General features: G+C 64.8%; 25 protein-coding genes. 8 read left to right on the top strand and 17 right to left on the bottom strand.

The window, feature by feature from the left end:
* Positions 1 to 73 precede the first annotated feature (73 nt).
* The 11 genes from cycA to cbiE form a co-directional block, all read right to left on the bottom strand.
* A complete protein-coding gene (gene cycA / locus ACLEJP_RS10835) occupies positions 74 to 1,480 on the bottom strand; it encodes a D-serine/D-alanine/glycine transporter (RefSeq protein ID WP_225779402.1) in 1,407 nt (468 codons plus the stop codon).
* A gap of 232 nt (positions 1,481 to 1,712) precedes the next feature.
* On the bottom strand, positions 1,713 to 3,080 hold the full coding sequence (locus tag ACLEJP_RS10830; RefSeq protein ID WP_440806325.1) for a PepSY-associated TM helix domain-containing protein: 1,368 nt from the start codon (positions 3,078 to 3,080) through the stop codon (positions 1,713 to 1,715).
* Between the two features lie 59 nt (positions 3,081 to 3,139).
* The gene (locus ACLEJP_RS10825; RefSeq protein ID WP_440806323.1) at positions 3,140 to 5,206 is read right to left on the bottom strand and encodes a TonB-dependent copper receptor; all 2,067 of its coding nucleotides are present in this window, start codon (positions 5,204 to 5,206) and stop codon (positions 3,140 to 3,142) included.
* Positions 5,207 to 5,271: 65 nt separating this feature from the next.
* The gene (locus ACLEJP_RS10820) at positions 5,272 to 5,703 is read right to left on the bottom strand and encodes a DUF2946 domain-containing protein (protein WP_440806322.1); all 432 of its coding nucleotides are present in this window, start codon (positions 5,701 to 5,703) and stop codon (positions 5,272 to 5,274) included.
* A gap of 22 nt (positions 5,704 to 5,725) precedes the next feature.
* Entirely contained in the window at positions 5,726 to 6,211 is a 486-nt protein-coding gene (locus tag ACLEJP_RS10815; RefSeq protein WP_440806320.1) for a copper chaperone PCu(A)C, read from the bottom strand.
* 47 nt (positions 6,212 to 6,258) lie between these two features.
* On the bottom strand, positions 6,259 to 6,648 hold the full coding sequence (locus tag ACLEJP_RS10810; RefSeq protein ID WP_440806319.1) for a DUF2946 domain-containing protein: 390 nt from the start codon (positions 6,646 to 6,648) through the stop codon (positions 6,259 to 6,261).
* A gap of 183 nt (positions 6,649 to 6,831) precedes the next feature.
* Positions 6,832 to 7,686: an SPFH domain-containing protein gene (locus ACLEJP_RS10805; RefSeq protein ID WP_225779396.1), complete on the bottom strand. Its 855-nt coding sequence runs from the start codon at positions 7,684 to 7,686 to the stop codon at positions 6,832 to 6,834.
* A 26-nt stretch (positions 7,687 to 7,712) separates the two neighbouring features.
* Complete coding sequence (locus ACLEJP_RS10800) at positions 7,713 to 8,147, bottom strand: NfeD family protein (RefSeq protein WP_440806318.1); 435 nt, start codon at positions 8,145 to 8,147, stop codon at positions 7,713 to 7,715.
* A gap of 121 nt (positions 8,148 to 8,268) precedes the next feature.
* Positions 8,269 to 8,988 carry a cobalt-precorrin-6A reductase gene (locus ACLEJP_RS10795; protein WP_440806315.1) on the bottom strand — a complete coding sequence of 240 codons (720 nt, stop codon included), beginning with the start codon at positions 8,986 to 8,988 and terminating at the stop codon, positions 8,269 to 8,271.
* A complete protein-coding gene (locus ACLEJP_RS10790; RefSeq protein ID WP_440806312.1) occupies positions 8,985 to 10,079 on the bottom strand; it encodes a cobalt-precorrin-5B (C(1))-methyltransferase in 1,095 nt (364 codons plus the stop codon). Before ACLEJP_RS10790 ends, ACLEJP_RS10795 begins: the two co-directional genes overlap by 4 nt.
* Positions 10,072 to 11,283, bottom strand: coding sequence for a precorrin-6y C5,15-methyltransferase (decarboxylating) subunit CbiE (gene cbiE / locus ACLEJP_RS10785; RefSeq protein ID WP_440806310.1), 1,212 nt, complete (start codon positions 11,281 to 11,283; stop codon positions 10,072 to 10,074). Before cbiE ends, ACLEJP_RS10790 begins: the two co-directional genes overlap by 8 nt.
* A gap of 146 nt (positions 11,284 to 11,429) precedes the next feature.
* On the opposite strand from cbiE, the gene cobG reads away from it, so the two are divergent.
* The 8 genes from cobG (at position 11,430) to ACLEJP_RS10745 (ending at position 17,923) form a co-directional block, all read left to right on the top strand.
* Entirely contained in the window at positions 11,430 to 12,761 is a 1,332-nt protein-coding gene (cobG, locus tag ACLEJP_RS10780; protein WP_440806588.1) for a precorrin-3B synthase, read from the top strand.
* Entirely contained in the window at positions 12,754 to 13,380 is a 627-nt protein-coding gene (locus tag ACLEJP_RS10775; RefSeq protein WP_440806307.1) for a precorrin-8X methylmutase, read from the top strand. The genes cobG and ACLEJP_RS10775 overlap by 8 nt, the downstream gene beginning before the upstream one ends.
* Positions 13,377 to 14,111, top strand: coding sequence for a precorrin-2 C(20)-methyltransferase (locus ACLEJP_RS10770; RefSeq protein WP_440806305.1), 735 nt, complete (start codon positions 13,377 to 13,379; stop codon positions 14,109 to 14,111). Before ACLEJP_RS10775 ends, ACLEJP_RS10770 begins: the two co-directional genes overlap by 4 nt.
* Positions 14,099 to 15,796 carry a precorrin-3B C(17)-methyltransferase gene (gene cobJ / locus ACLEJP_RS10765; RefSeq protein ID WP_440806304.1) on the top strand — a complete coding sequence of 566 codons (1,698 nt, stop codon included), beginning with the start codon at positions 14,099 to 14,101 and terminating at the stop codon, positions 15,794 to 15,796. Before ACLEJP_RS10770 ends, cobJ begins: the two co-directional genes overlap by 13 nt.
* A 91-nt stretch (positions 15,797 to 15,887) precedes the next feature.
* The gene (locus ACLEJP_RS10760) at positions 15,888 to 16,568 is read left to right on the top strand and encodes a hypothetical protein (protein WP_440806302.1); all 681 of its coding nucleotides are present in this window, start codon (positions 15,888 to 15,890) and stop codon (positions 16,566 to 16,568) included.
* A gap of 60 nt (positions 16,569 to 16,628) precedes the next feature.
* A complete protein-coding gene (locus tag ACLEJP_RS10755; RefSeq protein WP_440806300.1) occupies positions 16,629 to 17,303 on the top strand; it encodes a hypothetical protein in 675 nt (224 codons plus the stop codon).
* The gene (locus ACLEJP_RS10750) at positions 17,300 to 17,512 is read left to right on the top strand and encodes a hypothetical protein (RefSeq protein WP_440806298.1); all 213 of its coding nucleotides are present in this window, start codon (positions 17,300 to 17,302) and stop codon (positions 17,510 to 17,512) included. The genes ACLEJP_RS10755 and ACLEJP_RS10750 overlap by 4 nt, the downstream gene beginning before the upstream one ends.
* Before the next feature lie 42 nt (positions 17,513 to 17,554).
* Positions 17,555 to 17,923, top strand: coding sequence for a hypothetical protein (locus tag ACLEJP_RS10745; RefSeq protein ID WP_440806295.1), 369 nt, complete (start codon positions 17,555 to 17,557; stop codon positions 17,921 to 17,923).
* Here the strand turns inward: ACLEJP_RS10745 and ACLEJP_RS10740 are convergent.
* The 6 genes from ACLEJP_RS10740 to dusB form a co-directional block, all read right to left on the bottom strand.
* On the bottom strand, positions 17,920 to 18,516 hold the full coding sequence (locus ACLEJP_RS10740) for a MarC family protein (RefSeq protein ID WP_207828887.1): 597 nt from the start codon (positions 18,514 to 18,516) through the stop codon (positions 17,920 to 17,922). The two genes, ACLEJP_RS10745 and ACLEJP_RS10740, sit on opposite strands and share 4 nt — an antisense overlap.
* 74 nt (positions 18,517 to 18,590) lie before the next feature.
* Complete coding sequence (locus tag ACLEJP_RS10735; RefSeq protein ID WP_440806292.1) at positions 18,591 to 21,362, bottom strand: response regulator; 2,772 nt, start codon at positions 21,360 to 21,362, stop codon at positions 18,591 to 18,593.
* A 150-nt stretch (positions 21,363 to 21,512) separates the two neighbouring features.
* Positions 21,513 to 22,808: a phosphoribosylamine--glycine ligase gene (gene purD, locus ACLEJP_RS10730; RefSeq protein ID WP_440806289.1), complete on the bottom strand. Its 1,296-nt coding sequence runs from the start codon at positions 22,806 to 22,808 to the stop codon at positions 21,513 to 21,515.
* Positions 22,809 to 22,990: 182 nt separating this feature from the next.
* Entirely contained in the window at positions 22,991 to 24,598 is a 1,608-nt protein-coding gene (purH, locus tag ACLEJP_RS10725) for a bifunctional phosphoribosylaminoimidazolecarboxamide formyltransferase/IMP cyclohydrolase (RefSeq protein ID WP_225779383.1), read from the bottom strand.
* Between the two features lie 81 nt (positions 24,599 to 24,679).
* Positions 24,680 to 25,000 carry a DNA-binding transcriptional regulator Fis gene (gene fis, locus ACLEJP_RS10720; RefSeq protein ID WP_012274390.1) on the bottom strand — a complete coding sequence of 107 codons (321 nt, stop codon included), beginning with the start codon at positions 24,998 to 25,000 and terminating at the stop codon, positions 24,680 to 24,682.
* Positions 24,997 to 26,010, bottom strand: coding sequence for a tRNA dihydrouridine synthase DusB (gene dusB / locus ACLEJP_RS10715; RefSeq protein WP_289129742.1), 1,014 nt, complete (start codon positions 26,008 to 26,010; stop codon positions 24,997 to 24,999). Before dusB ends, fis begins: the two co-directional genes overlap by 4 nt.
* Positions 26,011 to 26,215 lie beyond the last annotated feature (205 nt).

Raw genomic sequence — 26,215 nt, 5'->3', positions numbered from 1 at the left:
TGGGTTGGATCCAGCTTGGTGCCTGGGCGATGGGTGTGCACAGGATTGGGGCTGCAAGGCAGCCCCGAGGCCATCAGCCGTTACGCACCGCCGTGCGCGGATGACGCTTGCTGCGCACGAACTGGTAGGTTACCGCCAGCAGCACGAACCAGATCGGCGTCACCAGCAACGCCGAGCGTGTGTCTGCCTCCAGGCTCAGCAACACCAGGATGAAGGCAAAGAACACCAGGCACACGTAGCACATGAAACGCCCGCCAGGCATCCTGAATTTCGACGCCTGGTGGAGCGCCGGGCGGTGCTTGCGGTAGCGCAGGTACGACAGCAGGATCAAGGTCCAGACGAACATGAACAACACCGCCGAAACGGTGGTGATCAGGGTGAATGCCTCGATCACGTTGGGCACCAGGTAGATCATCACTGCACCCAGCAGCAGGCAGGTGCACGAGAAGTACAGCCCGTTGGCCGGCACCGAGCGGCTCGACAGTTTCTCGAACGCCCCGGGTGCATCACCCTCCTGCGCCAGGCCATATAGCATGCGGCTGGTGGAGAACACGCCGCCGTTGGCCGACGACGCTGCCGAGGTCAGCACCACGAAGTTGATGATGCTGGCAGCAGCCGGCAGGCCAGCCAGCACGAACAGCTCGACGAACGGGCTCTTGCCCGGCACCACGTCGCGCCAAGGGGTCACGGCCATGATCGCGATCAGGGCCAGTACGTAGAACATGATGATCCGCACCGGGATCGAATTGATCGCCCGTGGCAGGGTGCGTTCCGGGTTCTTCGCTTCGGCGGCGGTGGTGCCCACCAGCTCGATACCGACGAAGGCGAACACGGCGATCTGGAACCCGGCGAAGAAGCCCATCAGGCCATTGGGGAACATGCCGCCATCGTTCCACAGGTTGGCCAGCTGCGCGGTGCGCCCGCTGGGCGAAGTGAAGCCGCTGATGACCATGTACAGGCCGGTCGCGACCAGGCCGAGAATGGCGACGATCTTGACCAGGGCGAACCAGAACTCCAGTTCGCCGAACATCTTCACCGTCACCAGGTTGAGCGACAGCAGCACGCCCACGCAGGCCAGCGCCGGGAGCCACTGTGGCAGCTCGGGGAACCAGAACTGGGTGTAGGCGGCGATGGCGACCACGTCGGCGATACCGGTGACTACCCAGCAGAACCAGTAGGTCCAGCCGGTGAAATAGCCGGCCCAGGGGCCCAGCAGGTCGGCGGAAAAGTCGATGAACGACTTGTAGTTGAGGTTCGACAGCAGTAGTTCGCCCATTGCGCGCATGACGAAGAACAGCATGAAGCCGATCAGCATGTAGACGAAGATGATCGACGGCCCGGCCAGGCTGATGGTCTTGCCCGAGCCCATGAACAGGCCGGTGCCGATGGCGCCGCCGATGGCGATCAGCTGGATGTGCCGGTTGGTCAGGTTGCGTTGCAGATGTGGCTCATCTGGCGGTGTGGGTGAAGTTTGCGTCATGGGCTGCATTCCATTGGACAATCGGTCGTCTTGGCGGAGGTAGCCGGGTAGGCTAACACGCACGTTCCAGATTGGCGCGCGACAGATCGACTCGACTTTTGGGTAGCAGTGTTTTGAGCTGCCGGCCTCTTCGCGGGCTTGCCCGCTCCCACAGGTACGCCACAGGCCTCGAAATCTCTGATGATCTGGTGGGAGCGGGCAAGCCCGCGAAGAGGCCGGCACAGGCCAACACTCAAGCGCTGGCCAGCCTCCGGCGGCGCCTGACCACCAGGCTATCCACCAGCCACATCACCACCATCGACACCCCCACCAGCGGAAACACCAGCCCCAGCACCAGCATCACCGCCACTGCCGCCTTCCAGCGCGGCAGGTCATGGCGCAGCGGCGGCACGCCCAGGCCACCCGCGGGCCGGCGCATCCACCACATCACCAGCCCGCTCACCGAGCCCAGCAGGATCATCAGGCACACCAGCAGGATGACGACCTGGTTCAGCGCCCCGAACATCTTGCCCTCATGCAGCATCACCCCCAGCTCGGTGGCCCGCGCCACCAGGCTGTAGTCCTGCCAGCGCACGTCGGCCAGGACCTTGCCGGTGTACTGGTCGACATGCAGGGTGGCGTCGTTGCGTGGGTCGTCGGCAAACACCGCGATGGTGAACACACCGTCAGCTGTGGTCGGCAAGGTAATGCTGTAACCCGGCTCGACCTGGCGTGCGCCGGCGATGTCCTCGACCTGTTGCACGCTCACCCGCGGGGCCGCGGGCTGTTCCGACATCATGTGATGCCCGGCGTGTTCGGCGTGCGCACCGGACTGCGGCATTGGCGTGTTCTCCACCGCCCAAGGCACCGTCTGGCGGTGCGCGTTGTTCAGTTCGCCCACCTGCTGGTCGGACTTCGGCACGTCGTTCCACATGGCCGCCGGAAAACGGTTCCACAGATCGGCGTATTGCTTGCCCCACAGGCCGGTCCAGGTCATGCCGCTGAGCAGCATCAGCAACAGCAAGGCCGAGCCCCAGAAGCCCGTCACTGCATGCAGGTCGCGCCACAACAGACGGCCGCGCGCCGATAGCCGTGGCCACAATACGCCAGCGCCATTGCGCCCGCGTGGCCACCACAAATACAGGCCGGACACCACCAGTACGATGCCCCAGCCCGCAGCCAGCTCCACCAGGCGGTCGCCGAGCGTGCCGACCATCAGTTCACCATGCAGGGCCCGGGCAATGGCCTGCAGGTTCTGCTTGCCGTCCTGCTCGCCGAGAATCCTGCCGCTGTAAGGGTCGACGAACACATTCAGTTCCCGCCCGCCGTCATGCACCACGAACTGCGCGCTGCGTTCAGCGTTCAGCGGCGGCAGGTACTGGCCGACATGGCCCCTGGGGTAGGCCTGGCGCACTTCGGCCAGCATCGTGTCGGCGCCCTGCCGATGGTGGCCGACTTCGACCACCATCAGGTCGCGGTACAGCAGCGGGTCAAGTTGCGGCTTGAACAGGTAGATGATCCCGGTAACCGCCAGCAGGATCATGAACGGGGCCACGAACAGCCCGGCATAGAAGTGCCAACGCCAGGCCAGGTTGTAGAAATTGATGCGTGTTCCTCTCATGGGAACCTCCAGTTTTGCCCGCTGAAGGGCGCAACACCAGGTTGCGCCCGTGGTTGTTGTCAGAAGCTGAAATCGACCTTGGTCCAGAACGTCCGGCCTGGCTCGGTCACCGGTTGTGGGTCTGCGGCCGGGTAGCCGAACCCGGCGTTGCCGGCCAGGTTCAGGTGCTCGGCGTAGGTCTTGTCGAACAGGTTGTCGACCCCGGCGCTGAGCTTGAGGTGGTTGCTGACCTTGTAGGCACCATTGAGCGAAAACACGCCGAAGCCGGCGCTGTTGTCGTAGTCCTTGCCGACCACGTTGCCCTGGTTCTCGGCGATGCGGTTCTGCGCCGCCACCAACCGCCACAGTGCCCCCACGCTCCACACCTCGCGGCTGTAGGTCAGGCCCAGGCGGCTTTCAAGGGGCGGCATCTGCGGCAGTGCCGTGCCGTCACTGCTGTTCTTGCCCCAGGCATAGGCCAGGGTGGCGTCGGCCTTCCAGTTGTCGGTCAGCTGGTAGGCCGCCCCCAGTTCGCCACCCATGATGCGGGCGTCGATGTTGCGTGCCTGCGAAGTGCTCATGCCCATCATGCCGCTGCGGTAGTCGAACAGGATGTAGTCGCGGATCTGTCCGACATAGCCCGAAGCCCAGGCCTCAAGGCGCTCGGTGCGGTACTGGATACCGAAGTCGAGCTGGGTGGTCTTCTCTGGCTTGATACCGTCAAAGGCATTGGCTGCACCGGGTGGTGCCAGTTTGGGCGAGAACAGCTCCCAGTAGTCGGGGAAGCGCTGGGCATGGCCAAGGCCGACATAGGTGGTGGCCGGGATGGCTGCCAGGTCGTGCTCGTAGCGGACAAAACCGCTCGGCAGGGTTTCGGCGCGGGTGTCACCGTTGGTCGCGCTGTTTGCGCGGAAGTCGCGGGCCGAGGCGCGGTCCAGACGGGCACCGGTAATCAGGCGGTCTTCACTGCTGACGTACCAGGTCAGCTCGCCAAAGGCGCCGTAGTTGTGGAAGTCGGCGTCCTTGGTCCAGGCCTGGCCCTTGTGCGCGTCAACACCCATGCCGCCGCGTTTGCGATGTTCGTTGGTCTGCGCGTCGATGCCGCCGATCAGCTGCACGTCGGCCCAGCGCCAGGTGGCCTTGAGGCGCGCGCCCAGGGTGCGGCGGTCGACGTTGCTGACCATCGGCATGCCCATCATGCCGCTGCCCGACGGTGTGCGCAGGCTGTAGTTGTCCATCACGTGGTCGGCGTAGTTGTAGTAGACCTGCGCCTCGACCTTGTCGAGCACCTCGCCGAGGTTGGACTTTTCAAAGCGCAGCCCCAGGCTTTCGCGCTTGAACTGCGAGCCGTCCATGCCGCGCCCGGCATAGCGGGCCTCACCGTCGCCCTTGCCGGCGGTGAGCTCCAGCAAGGTGTCCTGGTCGGGCGTCCAGCCGAGGGCGACATCGCCGTTCCACTTGTCCCAGCGGGATGGCACGGTGTTGTCGCTGCCGTCGTGGTAGTCATCCGAGCGCGACTGGTTGCCGACGAAGCGGGCATAGGCCTGGCGGTTGCCGGCGGCGGCGTCCAGAACCTTGTCGAAGCGGCCGTTGGAGCCGGCCAGCAGGCTGGCGTTGACCCGGCTGCCGAGGCTGCCGAACTGCTCCGGCTCGCGCTCGAAGAGGATCGTGCCTGCCGAGCCTCCCGGCCCCCAGATCACGCTTTGCGGGCCTTTGATCACGGTCAGGCGGTCGTAGGTTTCCGGTGAAATGTACGAAGTGGGCGCGTCCATGCGGTTCGGGCAGGCGCCGAGCATCAGCCCGCCATTGGTGAGGATGTTCAGGCGCGAGCCGAACATGCCACGCAGTACCGGGTCGCCGTTGGTACCACCGGCGCGGATGGCGGAAAAGCCCGGGATGGTTTTCAGATAGTCGGCGCCGTCGCTGGCCGGCACCGGCTGGCGCGGGTCTTTCGGGTTGGTGACCACGGTTAGCGGCGAACTCGGGGTCACGGCGGTGATGACCGTCGGGCTCAGCTCAGGTGCGTCGTGGGCATGGCCTTCATGGCCGGGCTCGGCGGCCATGGCCATGGGTGCAAGCAGCGAGCCGCACACGGCGGCGAGGGCCCCGCGCAGGGACAAGGCAAAAACAGGGGTGCAGCCGGACATAATGATTCCAGTCGATCAGTCATGAGTCAGCACGAAGCCGCCTGGCTCCGTGCAAAAAAATACGGTCAGACGTTGATCGAAAAGGGCGGGGCGCGGCTGCGCGCGCCGGGGAATACAGCCTGCCGGGCATGCCCCTGGCGCGTGGGAGCGAGCAGTTGGGGGGAGGGGACGACACTGCCGGCGCAGAGCGGGCTGAGGGCCTGCGGCAGGGCCGGGCAGTTGAACAACAGGCTGCAATAACCACACTTTTCCCACATCACATGCAGCTGGCCATCGCCAGCCTGGCCGTGATGGGTGTCGCCAGCATGCTGATGGCCTGCCGCCATTGGCATGTCCATCGGCATGCTCATGCCGGCAGGGTGGTCCATCGGCATCGACTGGGAAATCAGCGGGCCGATGAAGATCATCCACATGGCGAACAGGCTCAGCCATACGCCACCGGCGCGCCTGTGTTCAGGGCGGGTGGTACGGCTGGAGCTGTGGCGCGGCAGGCTCATGGCGAGTGCCTGTCAGCGGGTGTCAGTGCGCGTGTTGGTGGGCTTGGGGCGGGTCCGCTGGCGCCTGCTTCTGCACCGCCACTTCAACGGTGATGTCGCCGGCCTTTTCGAAGTGCAGGGTCAGCGGGAAGCGCTTGCCATCGCTGAGCAGGCTACGGTCCCTGGGCTGCATCAGCATCACGTGGTAGGCGCTGGGGGCGAAGGTCAGGTCCTTGCCGGCGGGCACCACCACGCTGGGTACCTGCTGCATCTTCATCGCGCCGCTGGCACTCATGGCATGTTCGTGCAGCTGCGCGTCGTCAGTGATCGGGCTGTCGACAGCGAGCAGGCGGTCGTCGGCCTGGCCATTGTTGTGCACCACGAAGTACGCCGCGACGTTGGGCGCGTTGGGGGGTAACTGCAGCGACCAGGGGTGGGCGATATGCAGGTCGCCCACGCTGTATTCGTGGGCATTGGCAAAGGCGCCGGGCAGCAGCAGGGCGGCCATGACGAGGGCGTGCTTGAGCATGGTGAATCTCCGTTTCTGTTCAGGTTCAGGCAGACAGCGTGTTGAACTCAGGCCAGCGGAGAGGCACGGGGGTTGATTGCCGGCCAGAGTTGGCGCGGCGTGGGTTGATTATCGGCGGCAGGTGGCGGCAGCCCGGCGAAGCGTGTCGGCGGGTTGTGCAACTGCGGTGAGTAGCCAGGCAGGGCCAGCAGCGGCGCGGCGCCAGAGCAGCACCAGCAATTCATCAGGCTGGCGCTGTCGTCGTTCTGCGGGCCGAGGTCGATCTTGGCCAGGGCCTGAACGTCGACCTTGGCCTTGTTGGCCATGCTGGAACAGAAAGCCCCCCACAGCAGCTGTTCGGCCGGGCCCTTGGGCGCAGCAGAGGACAGCGGCATGGCCAGCAGGTTGAACAGCACTGCGAGGCAGGCTATCCAGGCGATGTGCCGACGTGGGGGCATGGAGAGATCCGGTCAGGAATCGTGGTGGCTATTGTACGGCCGAGTATAGGTAAAAATGACGGGGTGCGGTGAAGTGACGCAGGCGGATGGTGTCGCGGAGAGAATCGCCGCATGGTCAAACATGCACGGTCCTGATGGGAGCGGCCTGGTGTCGCGAAGGGGCGCCAAGCGCCCCCGGCCTGTTCAAGCCTTGCCACGCCCCATCAACCCGCGCACGGTCTCTTGCAGGTCCGCCGGCAGCACCACCACCTTGGCATTGCTGCTGCCCGCCAGGTTTTCCATGGCCCCGACATAACGTTCGCCCAGCAGGTACATCGCCGGCACGGTCTCGTTGCCCACCGCGTCCTTGACCAGGGTGATCGCCCGTGCCGAGGCTTCGGCCAGGCTGACCTGCGCCTCGGCATCCAGCCTGGCCGCCTGCAGGCGGGCTTCGGCCTCGAGGATCGCAGCCTGCTTGGCCCCTTCGGCGCGGGTCACGTCGGCCTTGCGCTCACGCTCGGCGGCCGCCTGGCGCTCCATGGCCAATTGCATGTTCTCGGACGGCTTGATGTCCTGGATTTCCACCGAGCGCACGGTCACGCCCCAGTCTTCGGTCTGCTCGGACATGGCCTCGCGCAGGCGCGCCTTGATCTGCTCGCGGCTGGAGAGCGCTTCGTCCAGGTCCATGGCACCGACGATGGCGCGCAGCGAAGTCATGGTCAGGCTGGTGACGGCGAACGAGAAGTTCTGCACGCCGTAGGAGGCCTTCTGCGGGTCGACCACCTTGGCGAAGCACAGGGCGTTGGCGACGATCACCGCGTTGTCCCGGGTGATGATTTCCTGCTCTTGCACATCGAGGATGATGTCCTTGGTCGGCAGGCGGTAGGCGACCACGTCCATGTAGGGAATGACGATGTTCAGGCCGGGCTTGAGCGTGCTGTGGTAACGGCCCAGGCGCTCGACGATCCATTCCTCGCCCTGGGGCACGATTCGCACCCCCTTGAACACGGTGATCAGGACGAACAGGGCGATGGCGGCGACGACGATGAGGCTGGTCATGGTGCGCAATTCCTTTTGATACAGGTTCAGGCCCGGATGACCCGGGCGGTATTCCCTTCGATGGCGGTAAGGCGTACCCGCTCGCCGGCGGCGATCTCGCTGTCGGCGATGCAGGTCCATTCTTCGTTGCCGAGTATCGGCTTCTGGAAGCGTACCCGGCCTTTGTGGAACTCCGAGACGGCAGCAGTCACCAGCCCGACTTCACCGATCACGCTGTCTGCTGTCCAGCGCACGTCCGGCTTGCGCCGGAACAGTTTGAACCATAGCGCCGTGGTGACTGACGAAAGCAGCACCCAAAGCAGCACCTGCATGTCCAGCTGCAGGCCGGGAGCAGCCAGCGAAATGAGCGAAACCAGTACGGCACCAATGCCGAACCAGAGGATGAAGAACGTCGGCAGAACCAGTTCGAGCAGCATCAGCGCGATGCCGAAGACCAGCCAGATCCACCATTGCATGTCCATATGGGTAGCGCCTTCCAGAGGGAGAAGGCGAGTTTATGGCAACAGTGCGGCGGAGGGCCAGCCGAAGCCTTGAAAGAAAAGCCCGAAATGGCTGTAGGACTTCTTCTGAAGAGTGACGCTCCTACAGGTCGAGTGCTGCGGCCAGGCCAGGTAGCGATTCGAATACCCGGTCTACACCAGGCAGCACCGGACGCTTCAGCACCAGCACCGGCAGGCCCAGCTCCCGCGCTACCTCCAGCTTTGGCTCGGTCGCCACGCTGCCGCTGTTCTTGCTGATCAGCACATCGATGCCACGACGCTGGAACAAGGCCCGCTCATCATCGATATGGAACGGCCCACGCGCGCCAATCACTTCACAGCGCTCGTTGCCAGGGCACGCTTCCAGCGCGCGCAAGGTCCAGAACTGCCCGGGCGGAATTTCAGCCAGGTGCTGCAGCGGCTCACGCCCCAGGGTGAACAGCGGCCTGCGAAACGGCTTGAGGGCGTCGATCAACCCGGCCCAGTCGTCAACCTCGCGCCAGTCGTCCCCCGGTTGTGCCTGCCAGGCCGGGCGACGCAATGCCCAGCAGGCGATCCCGACACTGCGTGCCGCGAAGGCAGCATTGCGGCTGATCTGCGCGGCATAGGGGTGGGTGGCATCGATCAGCAAGCTGATGCCCGCCGCGCGCAGGTAACCCGCCAGGCCCTCGGCACCGCCAAAGCCGCCCACCCGAACCTGGCATTGCAGGTCCTGCGGCACCCGGCCGATGCCGGCCAGGCTGTAGACGTGCTGCGGGCCGAGGCGGCGGGCCAGGGCCAAGGCCTCGGTGATGCCGCCCAGTAGAAGGATACGCCGGTTCATTGCACACCCGCCTGGCCGACGATGCCGCCCTGGCGGTCGATGGCGAACACTTCCACCTGCACCTGGGCCGGTACGACGCTGCGGGCGAAGGCCAGGGCATGGGTGCACACCGCATCGCCCAGTGCAATGCCAGCGGCATGCGCCAGCGCCAGGGCCTGCTGGCTGGTATTGGCAGCCCTGATTGCCGCCTGCAGCGCTTCGTCAGCACCGATGTCTGCAGCCCAGCCGGCCAGTTGCGGCAAGTCGATGCTGGAGTGGCGGCTGTGCAGGTCCATGTGCCCGGCCGCCAGCTTGCTGATCTTGCCGAAGCCGCCACACAGGCTCAGGCGCGCTACCGGCACCTTGCGCAGGTGCTTGAGCACCGCGCCGACAAAGTCACCCATTTCGATCAGGGCAATTTCCGGCAGGCCATAGACCCGGCGCATGGTGTCTTCGCTGGCGTTGCCGGTGCACGCGGCAATGTGCGTGTAGCCATTGGTGTGGGCGACGTCGATGCCTTGGTGGATCGAGGCGATGTAGGCCGCACAGGAAAACGGCCGGACGATGCCGCTGGTGCCGAGGATCGACAGCCCGCCGAGAATACCCAGGCGCGGGTTCATGGTTTTCAGCGCCAACTGCTCACCGCCCTGCACGTTGACGGTGACCTCGAAGCCACCGGCATAGCCGCATTCGTCCGCCAGGCTTTGCAGGTGTTCGCTGATCATGCGCCGTGGCACCGGGTTGATGGCCGGCTCACCCACGGCCAGCACCAGCCCCGGGCGGGTCACGGTGCCGACACCGGTGCCGGCGACAAAGCGGATGCCCGCTTCGTCCAGCAGGCGCACCTGGCTGTAGAGCAGGGCGCCGTGGGTCACGTCCGGGTCGTCGCCGGCATCCTTGAGCGTGCCTGCCTCGGCGCTGTCACCGTTCAGCCGGCAGAACTCCAGGCGCATCTGCACTACCTTGCCCTTGGGCAGGGTGATACTCACCGCATCGCTGCTTGTACCGCTCAGCAGCAGGCGCGCGGCCGCCAGGCTGGTGGCGGTGGCGCAGCTACCGGTGGTCAGGCCGCTGCGCAGGGGCGCAGGCTGTTCACGGGTTTCTTCACGCATCGGCGGGCTTCACGACCTCCAGCAGGGTGATCGGCAGTGCCTGGCGCCAGGTGTCGAAGGCGCCCAGTGGCTGGGCATGCGCGACGTGGAGGCGGGTCAGATCACCGCCGAGGCGTTCGCGAAACTGCGCTAGGGCCAGTTCGCTCTGCAGGGTCACTGCGTTGGCTACCAGGCGACCGCCGGGGCGCAGGCTTGCCCAACACAGGTCGAGCACGCCGGCGCGGGTGACGCCGCCGCCAATGAAGATGGCATCGGGCTGTTCCAGGCCTTGCAAGGCCGCCGGGGCCTTGCCGCGGACCAGTTGCAGGCCGGGAACCCCGAGTGCATCGCGGTTGTGTTCGATAAAGCCCTGGCGACCCTCGTCGGCCTCGATGGCCAAGGCGCGACAGGCGGGGTGGGCGCGCATCCATTCGATACCGACCGAGCCGCAACCCGCGCCGACGTCCCACAATAGTTCGCCGGGCTGTGGCGCCAGGCGGGCGAGGGTGATGGCGCGGACATCGCGCTTGGTCAGCTGGCCGTCGTGACGGAAGGCGGTGTCCGGCAGCCCGGCGAGGCGGTGCAGGCGAGGGGCGTGGGGGGCAGCCCGGCATTCGATGGCCACCAGGTTGAGCGCAGCGACCTGGGCATGTGGCCAATCCTCGGCGGAGCCGGATAATTCACGCTCTGCTGCCCCGCCCAGATGCTCGAACACCCGTAGCCGGCTTGGCCCGAAACCACGCTCGCGCAGCAGTGCGGCAATCGCCGCCGGGCTGTCGCCGTCGTTGCTCAGCACCAGCAGGCGCACGCCACCGTGCAGCTGGGCATTCAGTGCAGACAGCGGCCGGGCGACCAGTGACAGCACCTCCACGTCCTGCAATGGCCAGCCCAGGCGCGCGGCGGCCAGGGCGCATGAGGAGGGCATCGGCAGCACGTGCATTTCTGCGTCAGGCACCTGGCGCGCCAGGCTGGCGCCGACGCCGTAGAACATCGGGTCGCCGCTGGCCAGTACGCACACCGGCTCGCCGCGCAGGGCCAGCACCGGGGCGAGGGAGAACGGGCTCGGCCAGCCCAGCCGCTCGCCGGCCACGCAGCGCGGCAGCAGGGCCAGCTGGCGCGGGCTGCCGAAGATCCGTGCCGCGCCCAGCAGTGCACGCCGGGCTTGCTTGCCCAGGCCGCTGAAGCCGTCTTCGCCGATGCCTACTACTGTCAGCCAGGGTGCCATGTATACCTCTTGAGGATCTTGGAGGCCGCTGCGCGCCCCAAGAATTTCAGCGCAAACTCGAATGATGCGCGACCACCGGCTTTTCATGCCGCCGGACAAAGCAGGCATAATACCGCGCCTTCTACACTCAAGCGCATTTTCACAGACTGCCGGATGCCCCATTGACGCAGCCCCATACCTCCCATGTAGCGCCCCGCCCCTCGGCTTGTCCGGGGTTGTGGCGTATCGTCAGTGCCCGGGATGGCGGTATCTGCCGCATCAAGCTGGCGGGCGGCCTGTTACTGGCCGACCAGGCCGACGCGGTGGCGATGGCAGCCGAGCGTTTCGCCGGCGGTGTGATCGAGGCCACCAATCGCGGCAACCTGCAGATCCGCGGCATCGGCAGCGACCACCACGGCCTGGTCGAGACCTTGCTCGCAGCCGGCCTGGGCCCGCGTGAGGCCGCCGGCGACGATGTGCGTAACCTGATGCTCAGCCCGCTGGCTGGCCACGATCCGGCCATGCTGCTGGACGCTCGGCCGCTGGCCGGGCAGATCCTCGGCCTGCTGGAAGGTACCCCGCGCTTTCATCAGCTGTCGGCCAAGTTCGCCGTGCAGCTGGATGCCGGCGAGCGCCTGGCCATGCTCGAACATCCTCATGACCTGTGGCTGTCGGCCCTGCACCTGGAGCAGCAGGCCTGGCTGGCGTTCGGCCTGGCCGGCTGCCCGGCTGACGGCCAGGTGCTCGGCGCGGTGCCACTGGAGCAGGGCCTGATACTGGTGCGTGCCGTGCTGGAACGCTTCCTCGACCTGGCCACCCCGGCCCACTCGCGCATGCGCCAGTTGCTCGAAGTGTATACACCAGGCGACTTCATCGACGGCCTTGGCCTGGCCATCCGCCGCGATGCCGCCGTGCTCGGCTGGCGACGTGAAGCGTACAACGCCTCGTGGCTGGGTGTGCTGCCCCAGGCGCAGGGCCTGGCCTTGGGCGTTGCCCCGCCGCAGGGCCGCCTGACCCCGGCCATGCTGCGCGGGGCGGCCCGTGTCGCCCGTGAACTGGGCGATGGCAGCCTGCGCTTGAGCCCCTGGCAGAGCCTGGTGCTGACCAATGTCCAGGCGCATGCCGTCAGCCAGGCCCAGGCCGCCCTGTCCGCCCTGGGTCTGCTGTGCCACGACCAGGAGCCGCTTGCGCGTATCCGCGCCTGTACCGGCAGCAGTGGCTGCGCCAAGGCGCTTGGCGAAACCAAGGCCGACGCTGTGACCCTGGCCGCGCTGCTCGGCCCGGGCGCGCCCGGCAGCGTGCATTTGTCCGGTTGCCCCCGATCCTGCGCCGTGGCCCATGTTGCCCCGGCCACCCTGCTGGCCCGCTCGCCCGGCCGTTATGACCTGTACCTGCGTGACGCAAGCCAGCCGGGCTTCGGCGCATTACGCGCCACCGACCTTACCTTGAATGAAGCAGGCGCCATGCTCGACCTGCCGACGGAGCACCTTGATGATTGACTACATCCGCGATGGCCAGGAGATCTATCGCAATTCCTTCCGGATCATCCGTGAGGAAGCCCGACTCGAGCGGATTCCCGCAGACCTCGAAAAGCTCGCCGTGCGGGTGATCCACGCCTGCGGCATGGTCGAGGCCATCGAAGGCCTGCAGTTCTCCGAGGGTGCCGGCCGCGCCGGGCGCGAAGCGCTGCAGAAGGGGGCGCCGATCCTGTGCGATGCGCACATGGTGGCCGAAGGCATCACCCGGGCGCGCCTGCCAGCGGACAACCAAGTGATCTGCACCCTGCGCGACCCGAGCGTGCCGGGCCTGGCGAAAGACGCCGGCAATACCCGCTCCGCCGTGGCCCTGGAGCTCTGGCGACCGTACCTGGAAGGCAGCGTGGTGGTGATCGGCAATGCCCCCACTGCACTGTTCTACCTGCTGGAAATGCTCGACGCTGGCGCCCCCAAGCCGGCGTTGATCCTCGGCTTCCCGGTCGGCTTCGTCGGCGCCGCCGAGTCCAAGGCGATGCTCGCCGCCGACAGCCGTGGCGTGCCGTTCGTGATCATGCAGGGCCGCCTGGGCGGTAGTGCGATGGCCGCCGCTGCGGTCAACGCCCTGGCCACGGAGGTGGAATGATGGCGCCGCGTGGACGTCTGCTCGGCCTGGGCGTAGGCCCTGGTGACCCGGAACTGATTACCCTGAAAGCCCTGCGCCTGCTGCGTGAAGCGCCGGTGGTCGGCTATTTCGTGGCCAAGGGCAAGCGCGGCAATGCCTTCGGCATCATTGAGGCGCACCTGCAGCCCGAGCAGACCTTACTGCCGCTGGTGTACCCGGTCACTACCGAAGCCCTGCCGGCGCCGCTGTCCTATGAACAGGTGATCAGCGACTTCTATGACGAGGCCAGCGTACAAGTGGCCGAGCACCTGGATGCCGGCCGCGACGTGGCGGTGATCTGCGAAGGCGACCCGTTCTTCTACGGTTCCTACATGTACCTGCACGACCGCCTGGCGCAGCGTTACCAGGCCGAAGTGATTCCCGGCGTCTGTTCGATGCTCGGTGGTGCCTCGGTACTGGGCGCGCCGCTGGTGTATCGCAACCAGAGCCTGTCGGTGCTGTCTGGCGTGTTGCCCGCCGAGGAGCTTCGGCGTCGCCTGGCCGACGCCGATGCGGCGGTGATCATGAAGCTTGGCCGCAACTTCCCCAAGGTGCGCGCGGTGCTGGCTGAACTGGGCCTGGACGGCCGCGCGCTGTATGTCGAGCGGGCGACCATGGCCAACCAGAAGATCGTGCCGCTGGACCAGGTCGACCCGCAGTCGTCGCCATACTTCTCGCTGATCATCGTACCGGGTGAAAAATGGCAGGGCTGAACACGCACAAGGTTCCGGCGATCGTCATTCTGGGCCAGGGCAGCCTGGCCACGGCGCAGCGTATCCGGCAATGTTATCCACAGGCGTCGATCCACGGCCTCGAGGGCCGGGTCGAAGGCGCCGACCGTTCCTACAGTGCGTTCGGCGATACCCTGCGTGCGCTGTACCTGCAGGACACGCCGATCATTGCCCTGTGCGCCGCAGGGATCGTGATTCGCAGCCTGGCCAGCCTGCTCAGTGAGAAGGGCGTGGAACCACCGGTCCTGGCGGTGGCTGAAGACGGCAGCGCCGTGGTGCCGCTGCTCGGTGGCCTGGCTGGCGTGAACCGGATGGCGCGCGAAATCGGCGAAGCGTTGGGCGTTGCTGCGGCGATTACCACCAGTGGTGAGTTGCGTTTCGGTACCTGCCTGTTGAGCCCGCCGCAGGGCTACGCGCTGGCGGATATCGAGCAAGGCAAGCGCTTTGTTTCCGACCTGCTGGCGGGTGAAACGGTGCGCATCGAGGGGGATGCACCGTGGTTGCAGCAGGCACAGCTGCCTGCCAGTGACGAGGCCCGGCGCACCATCCATGTGGGACATCAGACGCGTCCAGCCGACCGCAACGAACTGCTGATTCACCCGCGCTCAGTGGTAGTCGGTGTGGCAGGTGGCGATCTGCACGGCATTCGCGACGCCTTGCGGCAGGCCGGTATCGCCGAGCCAGCGCTGGCCTGTGTCCTGGCGGATGAGCAGGCCATGGCCGATAGCGCACTGCACGAGGCCGCGCAGGCGCTGGGCGTTGCGTTGCGTTTTGCCGCCAAGCCGCAGGCTGTGGCCAGCATGGTGGCCGAAGCATTGCCCGATGCACAACTGATCGAGGTGGCCGACATGGTCATCGCGGTGGCACCTGCACCGGTCGAGGTGGCGCGGGTTGGCCGCCGGCGTGGCCGCCTGGCGGTGATCGGCCTGGGGCCGGGCGCTGCCGAGCTGATGGTCCCGGCGGTCAAGGCCGAGCTGGCGCGTGCCGAAGATGTGCTGGGCTACGAGACCTACGTGCGCATGGCCGGCCCGTTCCGTGACGATCAGGTGCTGCACTGCACCGACAACCGCGAAGAGATGCAGCGCGCCCGGCATGCCTTCGAGCTGGCGGCCCAGGGTCGTTCAGTGGTGGTGGTGTCGTCGGGCGACCCGGGCGTGTTCGCCATGGCAGCTGCGGTACTTGAAGCACTGCATGAGTCCCGGGACCTGGCCTGGCACCGTGTGGACCTCGAGATCCTGCCGGGGGTGTCGGCTTCGCTGGCGACGGCTGCGCAGGCAGGGGCGCCGCTGGGGCATGACTTCTGCGTGATGTCGCTGTCGGACAACCTCAAGCCCTGGTCGATCATTGAAAAGCGTCTGGACCTGGCGGCGCAGGCCGACCTGGTGCTGGCGTTCTACAATCCGATTTCCAAAGCCAGGCCGCATCAGCTCGGCGTGGCGCTGGAGGTGGTACGTCGGCACCGTGACGGGAACACGCCTGTAGTCCTTGGCCGCGACATTGGTAGGCCGGGGCAGACGCTGAAGGTAGTCACCTTGGCCGAGCTGGTGCCGGAAATGGTCGACATGCGCACCATGGTGTTGGTGGGCTCCTCTACAACCTGCATGTTTCCTCGCCTGACTGGCGGGGTGTGGGCCTACACGCCACGCTGGTACCCCTCGGCCAGCTGATTGCTGCGGAAACCCTTCAGTGCGCTGTATCGCCAGCGCGCTGGCTAGGTGGTTGCCCCTGAACCGAAGGTAACCACAAAGGAGTTTCCGCATGTCCGATGAAAAGCAAATCACCACCAGCGACGCCGCCATTCTGGTTGAAGGCAACCTGCTGGCCTGTGGCGCAGGTATGTCGGCGCAAAGCCGTCATGATGTAAAGAACGCGTTCCATTTCGCCACCTTGGTGGCCGACAAAGCCTTCGATGCCGAAACGCAGAGCCGCGAATGGTACGACAAGTTCGTCGATGTCATGCGTGACCTCGGCTTCACCATCCCGCGGCGTAGTTTCGAGCTGGAAACTTCGGCGGAACTGTCCGTCACCGTAGGCGCTGTTGCCATACGGGTGATCGGTGCGGCGGGTTCTGCGATGCTGGGCGGTACCAAGCTGGGGAGCTTGGCGAAGTTGGCGTTCGACAAGCTGACCACTGTCGAACATGACGCCAAGATCATCGACCACAAACGCAAGAACAAGGCCCGTGGCATGGTCGGCATGGCTGCCTGTGTCGAAACCGAAAAAAACGATGTGGTTATGGTGGTGAGCTGCATTCAGGCGTCTGCCCCGAAACTCGATGACGACATCCTGGGTATCCAGTGGAAGCTGGAGAAATCCCAATACTACGCCGGCATGGCCGTACTTACGCTCAACAACTTCGTCTACGACAAAGTCCGCGAAACCGTGGAAAACAAACTCGGCGTGCGCAGTGTCGAGAATGTCCTGCAATACGACATCTGACTGCTGGGCGGCGTTGTAGTGACGCCGCCTCTTTCATTTCAGGGTGACGAGGCAACACTTATGAATAAGGCAGTTGAGCAACTGATGTTGATTGGCGGAACGGCATTGCTGTATCCCGCGGGCATAGGCGAGATTCAGCGCCAGGCCGCTTTCGACTCGATACTCTATGCGCAGTTGGTAGCCAACCGGAACGTCGGCCCGCGCTTTGACGACTACCAGGGCTGGTACCACGCCTATCGAGAGGTCTACCGCGAGCTGGGCTGGATCAAGTTGGCCAATGTTCACGACTGCAAACAGCTCGGGCAACCTTCGCGTAACACGCAGATCCAGCCGCTGGAAGCATGGCTGAGGATGCGTTCGATCCGGCAGGCGGCCGTATTGGCTGCTTTACAGGCGGGCCTGGGCCTTTCAGTCGAAGGTTTTGGTCACCTGTTGAAGTTCACCGTGCAGGGGGCGGACCTGGTGCTCGAGCTTGGTTTGCTCAAGCCGGGCCCGGCACTAGACCTTTGCAGTATCACCTTGCAATTCGACAGGCCAATCGCTGAGATCCCGCAGGACATGTTGCTGCGCGAACCGACATTCAAGGGCCAGGCCGAGTTCAGGGGAGTATCCCTGGTGCTGGACAACGGGCGCTTCCAGGGCCAGCGAGAAGAGCTACAGGCGCTGATGAAAAGCAAGGATGCACAGGGAGATTATCGCTTTGACCCTTACGCTGCGGCCAGGAGCACATCATGAGTGAGAGCAGTTCAGCGGTGATCGGCGCGGGAATCGTTTCGTTCTTGCCGGGTATTTCTGCAGTGCAGGGAAACAAGGTGAAACTGGCCCTGGCGATGGCCGAGCGAGCCACCGAGACGGCGTTCAAGGAGGGCTTGATCGAGGACTGGTTGAGCTACTACCGCAACCAGCTCAAGTACATGGGCTGGGATGCTGTGTCTGCCGAGTAGGTGCACTGGCCCGAGGAAAGCCGTGCCAGGCAGACTGACCAGGTGCTGGCCACCATTGCCGCAACTGCCGGCGATCATTTTGCCTCGGCAAGCAGCCGCTCCATGCAGAGTTTGTTGACCACAACGTCAGCGCTGCAATCGCTCGAGCGTTATGCCTATGAGCGGCAGCATTTCCAGCTACTGCCCTGTGCGCCTGCGGGAGTGAATCGTGTCGACATGGTGCTGTACCACGAAACGGACACGCGCGCGGCGTTCCGCGCGGGCTTCATCAGCCACAAGCGCAGCCACACCAACGTGCGGGCGGAGCTGATTCGCTTCAACGTGCTGGCTTTCGAGCAGAGTTTCCTGCCCAAGGTGCAGGACCGTGTGGTTCAGGTCTGCTTGCAGCGCATACTGGAGTACGGTTTCTAGGGCGCCAGGTAGCCTTTTATACCGGTAAAGATGATCTGTGCGGCAAGGGCGCAGACGAACAGCCCCATCAGCCGGCTGACGATCTGCAGGCCCTGGTCGCCGAGGATGCGTTCGATGCGGTGCGAGAGGTACAGCACCAGGCCGACGGTGAAGCTGGCCAGGGCGATACTGATGATGGCCAGCACCTTGTCGTCCCAGTGCGGGTGGCCCACACCCATGACCAGCAGCGCACCGATGGTACCGGGGCCCACCGTCAGCGGGATGGTCAGCGGCACGATGGTGACGTCTTGCTGCACGTTGTCTGCCTGGACTGCCGACTTGCCTTGGGCCATGCCCAGGGCCGAGATGAACAGCACGCTGCCGGCGCCGATGCGGAAGGCGTCGGCGGTGATGCCGAAGATACCGAAGATCGCCCGCCCGAACAGGTAAAGCAGGACACTGGCGATGAGCGCGGCAATGGCTACCTTCCAGGCCAGTTGCTTGCGCTCCTTGCTGGAGTGGCCGCGGGTCAGGCTGATGAAGCACGACAACACGAAGAACGGGCTGTAGAGCACGAGCATTTTGAGGTAGACGCTGAACAACTCATGGAGCATGGGGTAGCCCCTGGCAGGAAAGGTGTGGGCAAGTGTATCAGCAGCACCAGGGTTGCCTGTACAGGCATTACCGATCAGGAGCTATGCGCCGGGTCTACCTTGGTTTCCCGATGACTGGCCCAATACTGGATCAACTCGCGCAGTTGCGACAACTCCACCGGCTTGGCCATGTGCCCGTCCATGCCGGCCAGGCGTGCGCGTTCCTTGTGCTCGGCAAGAATGTGCGCGGTCAGTGCCACGACCGGGGTGCGCTGGCGCTGGTTGGCAGCTTCCCAGGCGCGTAACTGCTGGGTGGCGGAGAAGCCGTCGAGTATCGGCATTTCGCAATCCATCAGCACCAGGTCGTAACGCTGCGCCTTCATTGCCTGCAAGGCCTCTTCGCCATTGCTGGCGGTGTCGGGCTCGAGGTTGAGCTTGCCCAGCATGCCACGGATTACCTTGGTGGAAATGCTGTTGTCCTCGGCGACCAGCACGCGGAAGTCGCCCGGCAGGTCCAGCGTCTGCGCCGCTCCGGGCAGGCCGGCAGGCACCGCAGGCTCGCGACCGCGCTGGGCCAGCTCCTCGGCGAGGGTGGTTTTCAGCGTGTAGCCGGCCACCGGCTTGGCGAGGATCCGCTTGACCCCGGCGTTGCGTGCAATGACCTTGCTCGGTGCGTTGCTGATACCGGTGAGCATCACCACCAGGATGTCGTGGTTCAGGCTCGGGTCTTCCTTGATCTTGGCTGCCAGCTGCATGCCGGTCATGCCTGGCATGTTCTGGTCGAGCAGTACGGCATCGAAGTAGTCGCGCAGGTGGGCCTTGGTGCGCAGCAGGGCCAGGGCTTCCTTGCCCGATGGCACCGCACTGACGTTCATGCCCCAGGCGCTGCACTGCTGTACCAGCACTTTGCGGCAGGTATCGTTGTCGTCCACCACCAGCACGCGGGCGTCACGCAGTGGGCCGTCGAGGTCGGCCGGTGGTTGCTCCAGGCGCGAAGGATCGAGTGGTAGCGCCAGCCACAAGGTATTGCCCATGCCGCTGCTGCTCTTGATGCCGAACTCGCCTTGCATCAGGCCGATCAACTGCTTGGCAATGACCAGCCCGAGGTGGCCGCCCAGCTTGTTGCTGGACAGGAAGTGGTGGCTGTGCAGTTCGGCTTGCAGCAAGGCTTCGCGGTCGGCAGCGGGCATCGGCTCGCCACTGTCCTGCACGGCAATACGCAGGCGGGGTGCCTCGCCCCGCTGGTCCAGTGCCACCACCAGGAGGATTTCGCCCTGGTCGGTGTTCTTCAAGGCGTTTTCCAGCAGGCTGGACAAGGCCTGGCGCAGGCGTGTCGGGTCGCCGCTGATCACCCTCGGCACTTGTGGCTGGGTGAAGCTGATCAGCTCGATGTTTTGCTGCTCGGCCTTGGCGCGGAAGATGTTCAGGCAGTCCTCGACCAGCGCGTTGAGGTCGAACTGCACGTCATCCAGCTCGATCTGCCGGGATTCCAGCTTGGAGATGTCGAGTATCTCGTTGATCAGCGTGAGCAGCTCGTTGCCGGCGCTGTGAATGGTCTGCACATAGTCGCGCTGCTTGACTGACAGCGGTGTGCCCAGCAGCAGCTCGGTCATGCCCAGCACCCCGTTCATGGGGGTGCGGATTTCGTGGCTGATCTTGGCCAGGAATTCGGCCTTGGCGTTGATCTCGGCATCGCTGGCGGCCAGTGCGCGGCTGGCACTGAAGCGCTCTTCGCTGATGCGCCGCAAGCGCTCGCTGACTGCCAGGTTGAGCAGCAGGCCGCTGGCCACGGTCAAGCCCAGCAGGATGCACAGCAGCCAGGGCGTCGGGGTGCGGGTCAGGCCAAGCAGCGCTGGCAGCAGCACCAGGCCTCCGAGGTTGAACACCACCATGGCCAGGCAGAACACCCGGGCGGGCGCATAACCCTTGTACCAGTGGTAGCTGCTGACCAGCAGCATGCTGATGCTGCCCAGGGCCATCAGGGCGTAGGTCATCAGGTTCAGCGGCAGGGTGTCGACGAACAGCAGTACCAACCCGCTGACACCGACCACCAGCATGTCTCCCTGTAGCAGGCGGTTCAGCCGCGGCGAGTTGCACGGCGAGAAGAAATGCTGGGTGAAATACAGCCCGGCCAGGCCGGCCAGGACCAGCGTCAGATAGGCGGCAGGGGTCTGTGCACTGTGCCAGACGTGCCACCAGGGGCCGCTGAGGTTCAGCAGGATCAGGCCGCTGAGCAGCATCAGGCCATGGTAGAGCGCCAGAATCAGGGCGGTGCTGGAGCGGCTGTAAAAGAAGCGGATCAGGTTGTGCATGATCAGCATCACCAGGCCGCCAAACAGCATGCCGAACAGCAGAGGCTGGCGTTGGTCGGAAGCGGCCACGGCCGCCGGCTCCAGGCTGATGGCCGGGCGCAGCTGGTGCTCGGAGACCAGGCGCAGGTAAATGTCCAGGGGTTGCTTGCTGTTGGGCAGGGGCAATACGTGGTCGCTGCCACGCAGGGTCGGGCTGGCATTGCCAGCCTGGCGGCCATGGTGCAGCTGACGCAGAAGCTGGTCGCCTTCGAGGGCGTAAAGGTCCAGGCCAGACAGGTCCGGGGCGAAGACCCGCAGCAGGTGTTCCTGTTCAGCGGGGTCCAGGCGGTAGTGCAGCCAGAGGGCCTGTTCCGCAGGCGCGGCATCCAGGTCGGTGAGGGCCAGCGGGCTGAACTGGTTACGGTAACGCTCGGAGCGCACGTCACTCAGCTGCAGGTTGGCCTGTTCATCGAGCAGCACAGTCCAGCCTCCGTCATGTTCGGCAGCAGCCGGGAACATGCAGAGCAGGGTCAGCAAGCTGACGATCAGAGCTGAGGCAATCCGAAGCCGACGCACAACGAAATCCCTTCTTAGCCTAGGAGCCAGGTGCTAACTATGCGCGGCGCGCCAAGTCGAAGGCAAGGCCCGGGCGGGGCCCTGTCGACGAGCCGGGTGCCGTGCGCCCGGGTTTCTACCACCCGGGGCGTCACGGCGCTCCGGTAGTGCTTACTGCTGGTGCTCACCGCGCTCGCGGGCGATTGCCCGGTAGCCGATGTCGGTACGGTAGAAGCTGCCGTTCCAGCTGACTTCCTTGGCCAGGCGGTAGGCCTGCTGCTGGGCGTCGGCCACGCTGGCACCCATGGCGGTGGCGCACAGCACGCGGCCACCGTTGGTGACTACCTGACCGTCTTTCAGCGAAGTACCGGCATGGAATACCTTGCCTTCGATCTTCGCCGCTGCATCCAGGCCGTTGATCACGTCACCCTTGGCGTAGTCGCCCGGGTAACCGCCGGCGGCCAGCACCACGCCCAGGCTCGGACGCGGGTCCCACTGGGCTTCGACCTTGTCCAGCGCCTTGGCGAATGCCGCCTCGACCAGCAGTACCAGGCTCGACTCCAGGCGCAGCATGACCGGCTGGGTTTCCGGGTCGCCGAAGCGGCAGTTGAACTCGATGACCTTGGGGTTGCCCGCCTTGTCGATCATCAGGCCGGCGTAGAGGAAGCCGGTGTAGACATTGCCTTCCGCGGCCATGCCACGCACGGTCGGCCAGATCACCTGGTCCATCACGCGCTGGTGCACCTCGGCGGTGACCACCGGGGCAGGGGAGTAGGCACCCATGCCGCCGGTGTTCGGGCCGGTGTCCTGGTCGCCGACGCGCTTGTGGTCCTGGCTGGTGGCCATTGGCAGCACATTGTGGCCATCGACCATGACGATGAAGCTGGCTTCCTCGCCGTCGAGGAACTCTTCGATCACAACGCGCGAACCGGCGTCACCGAAGGCATTGCCGGCCAGCATGTCGCGTACGGCGGCTTCGGCTTCCTCGAGGGTCATGGCGACGATCACGCCTTTGCCGGCGGCCAGGCCATCGGCCTTGATCACGATCGGTGCGCCTTTTTCCTGCAGGTAGGCCAGGGCTGGCTCGATTTCGGTGAAGTTCTGGTAGTCGGCGGTCGGAATCTTGTGCCGGGCCAGGAAGTCCTTGGTGAAGGCCTTGGAGCCTTCCAGCTGGGCGGCGCCCTTGGTCGGGCCGAAGCAGTCCAGGCCACGGCTGCGGAACAGGTCGACGACACCGGCCACCAATGGCGCTTCCGGGCCGACGATGGTCATTTGCACGTTCTTTTCGGCGAAGTCGGCCAGTTGTTCCAGCGCGGTGACGTCGATGGCGACATTCTCGCACTTGGCTTCGGTGGCGGTGCCGGCGTTGCCCGGGGCAACGAAGACTTTCTCGACGCGTGGGTCCTGGGCGACTTTCCAGGCCAGGGCGTGCTCACGACCGCCGCTGCCGATGATCAAAACTTTCATGTCAAAACCTCGAGTTCTTTCGGGCGAGAGGCAAAACCTCACGCTGTACGAGGTCGCAATGAAGCAGGTAGATGCAAGGCGGGGCCGGTTTCGATGAGCGGAGTTGCCTTCTGGCAATGAGCATCAGCGAAACCGGCCCCAACGCAGCAGATGCCTGCTTCAGTGCGGCCGATTGCCGTAAATCAGTGGCGGAAGTGGCGCATACCGGTGAAGACCATGGCGATGCCGGCTTCGTCAGCGGCAGCAATCACCTCGGCATCGCGCATCGAGCCACCTGGCTGGATCACGGCGCTGATACCCACTTTAGCTGCGTTGTCGATGCCATCACGGAACGGGAAGAATGCATCCGATGCCATGACCGCACCCTGCACCTGCAGGCCGGCATGCTCAGCCTTGATGGCTGCGATGCGTGCGGAGTTGACGCGGCTCATCTGGCCGGCACCGACGCCGATGGTCTGGCGCTGCTTGGCGTAGACAATGGCGTTGGACTTGACGAACTTGGCCACTTTCCAGGCGAACACCAGGTCGTGGATCTCTTGCTCGGTCGGTGCACGCTTGGTGACGATCTTCAGGTCAGCGGCAGTGATCATGCCGATATCACGGCTTTGTACCAGCAAACCGCCGTTGACGCGCTTGAAGTCCCAACCGGCAGCGCGCTCGGCTGGCCACTCGCCGCATTCCAGCAGGCGTACGTTCTGCTTGGCGGCCACCACGTCGCGCGCTGCCTGGGAGATTTTCGGTGCGATGATCACTTCGACGAACTGGCGGTCGACGATGGCCTTGGCGGTTTCGCCATCCAGCTCGCGGTTGAAGGCGATGATGCCGCCGAACGCCGACTCGGTGTCGGTCGCGTAAGCCAGGTCGTAGGCCTTGCGGATGCCGCCTTCTTCTTCAGGCACCACGGCAACGCCGCACGGGTTGGCGTGCTTGACGATGACGCAGGCCGGCTTGACGAAGCTCTTTACGCATTCCAGCGCAGCATCGGTGTCGGCCACGTTGTTGAACGACAGCTCCTTGCCCTGCAACTGGATGGCAGTGGAAACGCTGGCTTCACCCTTCTTCGCCTCGACGTAGAACGCCGCGCTCTGGTGCGGGTTCTCGCCGTAGCGCATTTCCTGGGCCTTGACGAACTGGCTGTTGAAGGTGCGCGGGAACTCGCTGCGGCCTTCGGTGCTCAGGGTCTCTTTGGCCTGGTCGATGGTGCCCATGTAGTTGGCGATCATGCCGTCGTAGGCAGCGGTGTGCTCGAACGCCTTGAGCATCAGGTCGAAGCGCTGGGCGTAGGTCAGGCCGCCAGCCTTGAGGCCTTCGATGACGCTGGCATAGTCGCTGGCGTTGACCACGATGGCCACGTCCTTGTGGTTCTTGGCTGCCGAACGGACCATGGTCGGGCCGCCGATGTCGATGTTCTCGATGGCGGTCGGCAGGTCACAGCCAGGCTTGGAAATGGTCGCCTCGAACGGGTACAGGTTGACCGCCACCAGGTCGATCGGCTTGATGCCGTGCTCGTTCATGATGGCGTCGTCGACGCCGCGACGGCCGAGAATGCCGCCGTGGATTTTCGGGTGCAGGGTCTTGACCCGGCCATCCATCATTTCGGCGAAGCCGGTGTAGTCGGCCACTTCCACCGCATTGACGCCGTTGTCCTTGAGCAGCTTGTAGGTGCCGCCGGTGGACAGGATCTCGACACCGAGCTGCTGCAGCTCACGGGCGAATTCGAGGATACCGGTCTTGTCGGAGACGCTGATCAGGGCGCGGCGGACTGGCAGGCGGGTAGTCTGGTCGGTCATTTCGGGTTCCAATAACGCGGTGGAGTCAGCAAAAAAGGCGCCTCTGTTCAGGGAGCCGCCTTTTCTGGTTGGGATTCTGGCTTACAACAAGTCGTACTGCTTGAGCTTCTTGCGCAGGGTGCCTCGGTTCAGCCCGAGCATCTCGCTGGCCTTGGTCTGGTTGCCCTTCACGTAGTTCATCACGCTTTCGAGCAGGGGCGCCTCGACTTCGGAGAGCACCAGGTTGTACACGTCCGTGACGGTCGCGCCTTCCAGGTGGGCGAAGTAGTTGTGCAGCGCCTTTTCGACGCTGTCGCGAAGGGTCTGGCCCTCTTCGCTCGGCGTGTTCAGGTGCTGTTTCAGGTTGGCGTTGTCGCTCACGGGCGTTGTTCCACTCACAAATGTCTCGGTCATCATCGTCATGCGGCCACCCCTTGTCCGTCCTCTGTCTCAAGGCTCTGTCGACGTTCGCTGAAAAACGCACGAACGTTGGCGCACTGCGCTTGTGTGTCTTCCAAAGCGTTGAACCGGGCGCGAAACTCCTTGCCGCCGGGTCGTGTTGCCAGGTACCAGCCAACGTGCTTGCGGGCGATACGTACGCCCATCACATCGCCATAGAAGGCATGCAGCGCGGCCAGATGTTCCAGCAGGATGCGTTCCACTTCTTCCAGCTGCGGTGCCGGCAGGTGTTCGCCGGTGCGCAGGTAATGCTCGATCTCGCGAAAGATCCACGGCCGCCCCTGGGCAGCCCGGCCAATCAGCAGGCCGTCGACGCCGGTGGCGTCCAGTACCGCCCGGGCCTTTTCTGGCGAGGTGATATCGCCGTTGGCAAAAACCGGGATCGACACCGCCTGCTTGATGGCAGCGATGGTGTCGTATTCGGCTTCGCCGGTATACAGGTCGGCACGTGTGCGGCCATGTACCGCCAGCGCCTGGATGCCGGCCTGTTCGGCGATTTTCGCCACGTTCAGGCCGTTCTTGTTCGCCCGGTCCCAACCGGTGCGAATCTTCAGGGTCACCGGAACGTCCACTGCGCCGACCACGGCGTGGAGGATCTCGCTGACCAGGGCTTCATCTCTCAATAAAGCAGAGCCTGCAGCTTTGTTGCAGACTTTTTTTGCCGGGCAACCCATGTTGATATCAATGATCTGGGCACCCGCTTCGACGTTGGCGCGTGCCGCCGCTGCCATCATCTGCGCATCACCACCGGCGATCTGCACCGAGCGTGGCTCGGGATCACCTTCATGGATGCGGCGCAGGCTCGACTTGCGGCTGTTCCACAGGCTCATGTCGCTGGAGACCATTTCCGACACCACCATGCCGGCGCCCAGGCGCTGGCAAAGTGTCCGGAAAGGCTGGTCCGTGACCCCGGCCATGGGCGCGAGGATCAGGTTGTTACGTAGTGTGTATTGGCCGATGCGTACCGCCGACATAGGTGATCCCTGTTGTGGGGCCGAATCTTGGAGTTCGAAAAAGGGTTGGCATGATACCCGCTCTCGGTGACCGGATAAAGATGGGTTTGGATAAAATCTGAACAGTTGTCGGCTTATGCCATTTGGTATGGGGAAGGGCTTGGGGCTGCCTTGCAGCCCTTTCGCGACACGAGGCCGCGGCTACAGGCGGACGCGGTCTCCTGAA

This window comes from Pseudomonas sp. SMV7, assembly GCF_052041995.1.
In the GTDB taxonomy this organism is placed as follows: Bacteria; Pseudomonadota; Gammaproteobacteria; order Pseudomonadales; family Pseudomonadaceae; genus Aquipseudomonas.
This window is presented reverse-complemented; position numbering and strand designations above follow the sequence as displayed.

Bases quoted from the DNA above. Each gene is read 5' to 3' on its own strand.
- cycA (WP_225779402.1), bottom strand. From the start codon at position 1,480: ATGACGCAAACTTCACCCACACCGCCAGATGAGCCACATCTGCAACGC.
- ACLEJP_RS10830 (WP_440806325.1), bottom strand. From the start codon at position 3,080: ATGAGAGGAACACGCATCAATTTCTACAACCTGGCCTGGCGTTGGCAC.
- ACLEJP_RS10825 (WP_440806323.1), bottom strand. From the start codon at position 5,206: ATGTCCGGCTGCACCCCTGTTTTTGCCTTGTCCCTGCGCGGGGCCCTC.
- ACLEJP_RS10820 (WP_440806322.1), bottom strand. From the start codon at position 5,703: ATGAGCCTGCCGCGCCACAGCTCCAGCCGTACCACCCGCCCTGAACAC.
- ACLEJP_RS10815 (WP_440806320.1), bottom strand. From the start codon at position 6,211: ATGCTCAAGCACGCCCTCGTCATGGCCGCCCTGCTGCTGCCCGGCGCC.
- ACLEJP_RS10810 (WP_440806319.1), bottom strand. From the start codon at position 6,648: ATGCCCCCACGTCGGCACATCGCCTGGATAGCCTGCCTCGCAGTGCTG.
- ACLEJP_RS10805 (WP_225779396.1), bottom strand. From the start codon at position 7,686: ATGACCAGCCTCATCGTCGTCGCCGCCATCGCCCTGTTCGTCCTGATC.
- ACLEJP_RS10800 (WP_440806318.1), bottom strand. From the start codon at position 8,147: ATGGACATGCAATGGTGGATCTGGCTGGTCTTCGGCATCGCGCTGATG.
- ACLEJP_RS10795 (WP_440806315.1), bottom strand. From the start codon at position 8,988: ATGAACCGGCGTATCCTTCTACTGGGCGGCATCACCGAGGCCTTGGCC.
- ACLEJP_RS10790 (WP_440806312.1), bottom strand. From the start codon at position 10,079: ATGCGTGAAGAAACCCGTGAACAGCCTGCGCCCCTGCGCAGCGGCCTG.
- cbiE (WP_440806310.1), bottom strand. From the start codon at position 11,283: ATGGCACCCTGGCTGACAGTAGTAGGCATCGGCGAAGACGGCTTCAGC.
- ACLEJP_RS10775 (WP_440806307.1), top strand. From the start codon at position 12,754: ATGATTGACTACATCCGCGATGGCCAGGAGATCTATCGCAATTCCTTC.
- ACLEJP_RS10770 (WP_440806305.1), top strand. From the start codon at position 13,377: ATGATGGCGCCGCGTGGACGTCTGCTCGGCCTGGGCGTAGGCCCTGGT.
- cobJ (WP_440806304.1), top strand. From the start codon at position 14,099: ATGGCAGGGCTGAACACGCACAAGGTTCCGGCGATCGTCATTCTGGGC.
- ACLEJP_RS10760 (WP_440806302.1), top strand. From the start codon at position 15,888: ATGTCCGATGAAAAGCAAATCACCACCAGCGACGCCGCCATTCTGGTT.
- ACLEJP_RS10755 (WP_440806300.1), top strand. From the start codon at position 16,629: ATGAATAAGGCAGTTGAGCAACTGATGTTGATTGGCGGAACGGCATTG.
- ACLEJP_RS10750 (WP_440806298.1), top strand. From the start codon at position 17,300: ATGAGTGAGAGCAGTTCAGCGGTGATCGGCGCGGGAATCGTTTCGTTC.
- ACLEJP_RS10740 (WP_207828887.1), bottom strand. From the start codon at position 18,516: ATGCTCCATGAGTTGTTCAGCGTCTACCTCAAAATGCTCGTGCTCTAC.
- purD (WP_440806289.1), bottom strand. From the start codon at position 22,808: ATGAAAGTTTTGATCATCGGCAGCGGCGGTCGTGAGCACGCCCTGGCC.
- purH (WP_225779383.1), bottom strand. From the start codon at position 24,598: ATGACCGACCAGACTACCCGCCTGCCAGTCCGCCGCGCCCTGATCAGC.
- fis (WP_012274390.1), bottom strand. From the start codon at position 25,000: ATGACGATGATGACCGAGACATTTGTGAGTGGAACAACGCCCGTGAGC.
- dusB (WP_289129742.1), bottom strand. From the start codon at position 26,010: ATGTCGGCGGTACGCATCGGCCAATACACACTACGTAACAACCTGATC.